We start from the raw sequence: 6,100 nt of genomic DNA, 5'->3' as shown, positions 1-6,100 counted from the left end.
GGCCTCGCGTGGCGGGGGGGGCTATGGGGGGGGCGGGGCGGGCCCCCGGGGGGGGGCCCGCTCCCCCCCCCCCCCCCCGCCCCGCCCGGGGCCACCCCCCGCGCGCGCGGGGGGGGGCGCCCCCCCGCGCGCGGGCCCAACGACCGGAAGTCGGCGAGCGACAGATGCGCGACGTGCATGGCTGTGGACTGCGCTCGCCTTCTGGGGAGGTGCGGGTTACTTGGACTCGACCGCGTGGCCGCCGAACTGGTTGCGCAGCGCGGCGATCATCTTCATCTGCGGCGAGTCGTCCTGGCGGGAGGCGAAGCGGGCGAACAGCGAGGCGGTGATCGCCGGCAGCGGCACCGCGTGGTCGATCGCGGCCTCGACGGTCCAGCGGCCCTCACCGGAGTCGGCGGCCCAGCCGCGCAGCTTCGCCAGGTGCTCGTCGTCGTCCAGCGCGCGAACGGCCAGGTCCAGCAGCCAGGAGCGGATGACGGTGCCCTCCTGCCAGCTGCGGAAGACCTCGCGCACGTCGGTGACCTCGGGGGCGGCCTCCAGCAGCTCCCAACCCTCGGCGAAGGCCTGCATCATCGCGTACTCGATGCCGTTGTGGACCATCTTGGCGAAGTGGCCGGCGCCCACGGCGCCCGCGTGCACCGAGCCGAAGTCGCCCTCGGGCTTGAGCGAGTCGAACACCGGCTGGACGCGGGCCACGTGCTCGGCGTCGCCGCCGTACATCAGGGCGTAGCCGTTCTCCAGGCCCCAGACACCGCCGGAGACGCCGCAGTCGACGAAGCCGATGCCCTTGGCGGCCAGCGCCTCGGCGTGCTTGATGTCGTCGGTCCAGCGGGAGTTGCCGCCGTCGACCACCACGTCGCCGGGGGAGAGCAGCTCGGCGAGCTCGTCGACGGTCGCCTGGGTGGCGGCGCCGGCCGGGACCATCACCCAGATCACCCGCGGGCCCTGCAGCTTGGAGACGAGCTCCTGGAGGCTCGCGACGTCGGAGATGTCCGGGTTGCGGTCGTAGCCGATGACGGTGTGGCCGGCGCGGCGGATCCGCTCGCGCATGTTGCCGCCCATCTTGCCGAGACCGATGAGGCCGAGCTCCATGACCAAGTCCTTACCTGTGGTGACGTGCCTGCCGGCGGCGCCGTTGCCGCACGCCCCGAGCCTACGCGCTGCGGCGGTGGCGGCTCCCTGTGGTCGGGCCGACCGGGGGAGGACGCCCACAGGCTGTGCACAGCCGATGTGCACAGCCTGTGGGTGACGGCCTGCGGGCAGCGGCCGCGAGGTCAGCCGGAGAGGCGGACCGGCATGATCAGGTACTGGTACGCCTTGTCCTCCTCGGCGTCCACCGAGGCCTTGCCGCTGAGCAGCGCGGGCTTGGTCGGGGTGGTGAAGCTCAGCTGGGCGTAGGCGGAGTCGATGGCCTTGAGGCCCTCCTCCAGGTAGCCCGGGTTGAAGGCGATCGAGATGTCGTCGCCCTCCAGGTCGGCGTCGATCCGCTCGGTGGCCTGGGCGTCGTCGCCCGAGCCCGCCTCCAGGGTCAGCACGCCCTGCTCGAAGCTGAGCCGCACCGGGGTGTTGCGCTCGGCGACCAGCGAGACGCGCTTGAGCGCCTCCAGGAAGGGCTGGGTCTGGATCGCGGCGACGGCGCTGAACTCCGTCGGGAACAGGCTGCGGAACTTGGGGAACTCGCCCTCCAGCAGCCGCGTGGTCGTCCGGCGGCCGGCGCCCTCGAAGCCGATCAGGCCCTCGCCCGCGCCACCCGAGGAGAGCGCGATCGAGACGGTGTCGCCACTGCCCAGGGACTTGGCGATGTCCTGCAGCGTCTTGGCGGGCACCAGGGCGACGGCCGAGATGTCCGACTGCTCGGGCTTCCACAGCAGGTCGCGGACCGCGAAGCGGTAGCGGTCGGTGGCGGCCAGGGTGATCCGGTCGCCCTCGATCTCGACCCGGACACCGGTGAGCACCGGGAGGGTGTCGTCACGGCCGGCGGCCACCGCGGCCTGGCTGACCGCGGAGGCGAACACGTCGCCCGAGACGGTGCCCGTGGCGGTCGGCATCTGGGGCAGCGCCGGGTACTCGTCCACCGGGAGGGTGGGGAGGGTGAAGCGGGAACTGCCGCAGACCACGCTGACCCGCTGGCCGTCGGTGGAGATCTCCACCGGCCGGTTCGGCAGGTTGCGCGAGATGTCGTTCAGCAGCCGACCGGAGACCAGGACGGTGCCGGCCTCCTCGATGTCGGCCTCCAGCTCGACCCGGGCCGAGACCTCGTAGTCGAAGCCGGACAGCGCCAGGCTGCCGTCCTGTGCCGTCAGCAGCAGGCCGGCCAGCACCGGCACCGGCGGCCGTGCCGGGAGGCTGCGGGCAGCCCAGGCCACCGCCTCCGCGAGGACGTCACGCTCCACCCGGAACTTCACCGGTAACCGCCTCCTGGATCGAGCGCTCCCGCTCGCACTCTGGTTCGTCTGATCTTGATCGTCGGTCGGACTGTCCACCGAGCTCTGCCACTCCGCTTCCGGTCGCCGAGGACAGTCTGACGTACTCCGCCGACAGACGGGGCAGACGGGCGGAAGCAAGCCGAACAGATGTCGGGGCGCGGTTGTCCACAGATTCGGGGCCCACCCACTTTCAAGCGAGTCGATGGGTCTAAATGTGTAGTGGTAGTAGTAGGGCCTGTGGAAACCGTGGATAACCCCGTTTCCGCAGGTCAGACCCACTTTTTTGTCCACAGCGGCTGTGGACGGCGGCTGTGGACGAACACGCCGTGCTGTGGACAGCGGAGCGTTACCCACAGGGCACGCTGGGTATCCACAGGTTATCCCCAGGGCTGTCCCCAGATTCCGGCCCGGTTATCCACGGGCGCCGGTCAACTTTACGTGACGCCTTTCACACCAGGGCATGAACGCCGCCCCACGCTTGTCGAACTGTGGATCATGCTGTGGACAACCTGGGGATAACCGCCCCTCCCCTGGGGACAACCGGTGGACAACCCGGATGGCCCATTGGCGGCCCGTCAATTGTCCACAGCCTGTGGATAACGGTTGTGCACAAGTCCACAGGCACCTGACCTGCGCGGAAGAGCGTAGCGGCGACACGCCTGTGGACGAATTCTGGATAACTTCGGACGCCCCGGCCTGTGGACTACGGGGAAGGCGCCCGGCCTGTGGACAACTGCCCTGCGCGGCCCCGGTTTTCGAATCACCGGTCAGATGTTCGGCGCGGGCTGTGGACTGGCGCAACGTCCGTCGACGGCATCTCTGCCCAGCCGGCGCCCGAGGCACACCTGTGGATGTGCGAAAAGGGCGCCAGGATCGCTCCTGACGCCCTTTCCGGCCACCTCGGCGCCGGACACGGCGCCGAGGTGGCGCCGGACCCACCACCGGCCCTGCGGCTAGCTCTTGATGCGGTTGGTCAGCTCGGTGACCTGGTTGTAGATCGACCGGCGCTCGGCCATCAGCGAGCGGATCTTGCGGTCCGCGTGCATCACCGTGGTGTGGTCGCGGCCGCCGAACTGCGCGCCGATCTTCGGCAGCGAGAGGTCGGTCAGCTCCCGGCAGAGGTACATGGCGATCTGACGGGCCGTCACCAGGACGCGGCTGCGCGAGGATCCGCAGAGGTCGTCCACACTCAGCCCGAAGTACGCGGCGGTCTGCTGCATGATGACCTGCGCGGTGATCTCCGGCCCGGCGTCCTCGTCCCCGCCCGGGATCAGGTCCTTGAGGACGATCCCGGCCAACTCCAGGTCCACCGGCGCCCGGTTGAGGTTGGCGAAGGCGGTGACCCGGATCAGGGCGCCTTCCAACTCCCGGATGTTGCGGGTGATCCGGGACGCGATGAACTCCAACACGTCGGCCGGGGCGTTGAGTTGCTCCTGGATCGCCTTCTTGCGAAGGATCGCGATCCGGGTCTCCAGCTCCGGCGGGGTGACGTCGGTGATCAGGCCCCACTCGAAGCGGTTGCGCAGCCGGTCCTCCAGCGTGGTCAGCAGCTTGGGCGGCCGGTCCGAGGAGAGGACGATCTGCTTGTTCGCGTTGTGCAGGGTGTTGAAGGTGTGGAAGAACTCCTCCTGCGTGGACTCCTTGCTCGCGAGGAACTGGATGTCGTCCACGAGCAGGATGTCCATGTCCCGGTAGCGCCGGCGGAAGGTGTCCGCCTTGCCGTCCCGGATCGAGTTGATGAACTCGTTGGTGAACTCCTCCGAGGACACGTAGCGCACCCGGGTGCCCGGGAAGAGACTGCGCGAGTAGTGCCCGATGGCGTGCAGCAGGTGGGTCTTGCCCAGCCCGGACTCGCCGTAGATGAAGAGCGGGTTGTACGCCTTGGCCGGAGCCTCGGCGACCGCCACCGCCGCCGCGTGCGCGAAGCGGTTGCTGGCGCCGATGACGAAGGTGTCGAAGAGGTACTTGGGGTTCAGCCGGGCGGCCGGCTCGTCCTTGCGGGAGCCGCCGGCCGGCGGGGCGCCGGGCGGGGCGGGCACGCCGGGGACGGCCGGGCGCTCGGTGGCGCGCTCCGGCGCGTTCTTGTCCGCAGGACGGCCGCCGGCCGGGCGTGAGCCGGGGGCGCGGCGGCCTGCGCCGGCGCGGGGCTGCTCGTTCGGGCCGGGGCCGTAGGCGCCGCCGAACAGGTCGCCCTGGGTGGTCGAGGGCGGGCCGGGCATCGGGCGCGGCGCCGGCCGGGACGGCTCGTCGGCCTCGCGGTAGCCGGGGGGCCGCTCCGGGTAGCCGCCCTGTTCCGGGTAGCCGCCCTGCTCCTGGTACCCGTTCTGCTCGGGGTAGCCGCCGCCCTGCTCCGGGTACCCGCCCTGTTCGGGGTAGCCCGGCCAGGCCGGTCCGGCCGCCGGACCGCCGTACGGCGCGGGGCGCTGCTCGTAGCCGCCGGTGTCGTAGCGGGGCCGGTCGTAGTCCTGCTCGTACGGCTGCTGGTAGTCCTGGCCGCCGTAGCCGCCGGCATCCTCCTCGGTCGGGCCGGGGTACGGCTCGGCCGGGGCCTGGGCGGCGGGTGCGGGGGTGGTCGGGACGGCGTTGGCGTCGACCATCACGGCGATCCGCACCGGACGGCTGAGCTCGCGGCTGAGGGCCTCGGTGAGCTGCGGCAGCAGCCGGCCCTCCAGCACCTGCTTGGCCCGCTCGTTGGGGGTCGCCAGCAGGGCGGTGTCGTGCATCATCCACATCGGCTGGGTGCGCTGCACCCACTGCTTGTCCATCTCCCCGACGTCCGGGTCGCTGACCAGCCGCTCGACGACTCTCGCCCAGACCGGGACGAGGTCGCTGTTGACATCAGCCACTGGTGCACGCTTTCTCGGTTCCCCGCGGCTCCAGCAGGGGGTGGTGGATCAGGAGACTGTGGATCGGCGGGTCCGTCTCCGGCGGACCGACCCCACGAGGAAGAACACGAAGAACAAACCAGACAAGTCCTGCAACGGTAGTCAGCGAACAGGGCCGGATCAAGTCGTTGTCCACAGGCTGTGGGCAAAGGGGGCTCCGGACGCCCTCGGGGGGCCGCTCGAAAAAGCCGGTTTGACCCTCGCACCCCGTCCCGCGTACCGTAACCAGGTCGAGTTGTCGATGGCCGCTGCCGCATGTCCGCGGGTCCACCCGCTCCATAAGGCGCGCAGCACGGGCGCCGTGGATTGCCTTGAACCCCAGCCGAACTGGGGCGATGGGTCGGATTTCCGAATCAGGGGAGATCACGCGGACGCACGGTGACGGCCAAGCGATTCCCCGTCATCCTACGATTCACCTCAGGAGCCCCCGAGTGAGCAAGCGCACCTTCCAGCCGAACAACCGTCGTCGCGCGAAGACCCACGGCTTCCGGCTGCGTATGCGTACCCGCGCCGGCCGCGCCATCCTGGCTGCCCGCCGTGGCAAGGGCCGCACCAGCCTGTCCGCCTGATCCACGACAGAGTCTGTTGTGCTGCCCTCCGAGAATCGGCTGCGGCGGCGCCAGGACTTCGCGACCGCAGTGAAACGCGGTCGCCGGGCCGGCCGGGGCCGGCAGGGTGGGGGGTTATCCGAGTAAGAACTCCCGCCCGGGGCGTCCACGCCGGGCCGCGCCGCGCCCCCGCCCCGGCCCGCGCGGGGGCCCCCCCGGCGCGCGGGGGGGGGCGGTGGGG

Annotated in this window: 4 protein-coding genes; 1 reads left to right on the top strand and 3 read right to left on the bottom strand. The window is 71.0% G+C overall.

The window, feature by feature from the left end:
• Positions 1-216: 216 nt before the first annotated feature.
• The 3 genes from gnd to dnaA all read right to left on the bottom strand — a co-directional run bounded on the left by gnd (position 217) and on the right by dnaA (position 5,272).
• Positions 217-1,092, bottom strand: a complete 876-nt coding sequence (gnd, locus tag ACFV6I_RS33250) for a phosphogluconate dehydrogenase (NAD(+)-dependent, decarboxylating) (RefSeq protein WP_063348461.1) — start codon at positions 1,090-1,092, stop codon at positions 217-219.
• Between the two features lie 182 nt (positions 1,093-1,274).
• A complete protein-coding gene (gene dnaN / locus ACFV6I_RS33245; RefSeq protein WP_063348462.1) occupies positions 1,275-2,405 on the bottom strand; it encodes a DNA polymerase III subunit beta in 1,131 nt (376 codons plus the stop codon).
• A 974-nt stretch (positions 2,406-3,379) separates the two neighbouring features.
• The gene (dnaA, locus tag ACFV6I_RS33240; RefSeq protein WP_380429404.1) at positions 3,380-5,272 is read right to left on the bottom strand and encodes a chromosomal replication initiator protein DnaA; all 1,893 of its coding nucleotides are present in this window, start codon (positions 5,270-5,272) and stop codon (positions 3,380-3,382) included.
• 470 nt (positions 5,273-5,742) lie between these two features.
• On the opposite strand from dnaA, the gene rpmH reads away from it, so the two are divergent.
• Positions 5,743-5,880 (top strand): 50S ribosomal protein L34, encoded by a 138-nt coding sequence (gene rpmH / locus ACFV6I_RS33235; protein WP_030392420.1) that lies wholly within the window; start codon positions 5,743-5,745, stop codon positions 5,878-5,880.
• Positions 5,881-6,100: the final 220 nt, after the last annotated feature.

Source organism: Kitasatospora sp. NPDC059803 (assembly GCF_042732255.1).
GTDB lineage: Bacteria > Actinomycetota > Actinomycetes > Streptomycetales > Streptomycetaceae > Kitasatospora.
This window is presented reverse-complemented; position numbering and strand designations above follow the sequence as displayed.

Bases quoted from the DNA above. Each gene is read 5' to 3' on its own strand.
- gnd (WP_063348461.1), bottom strand. From the start codon at position 1,092: ATGGAGCTCGGCCTCATCGGTCTCGGCAAGATGGGCGGCAACATGCGC.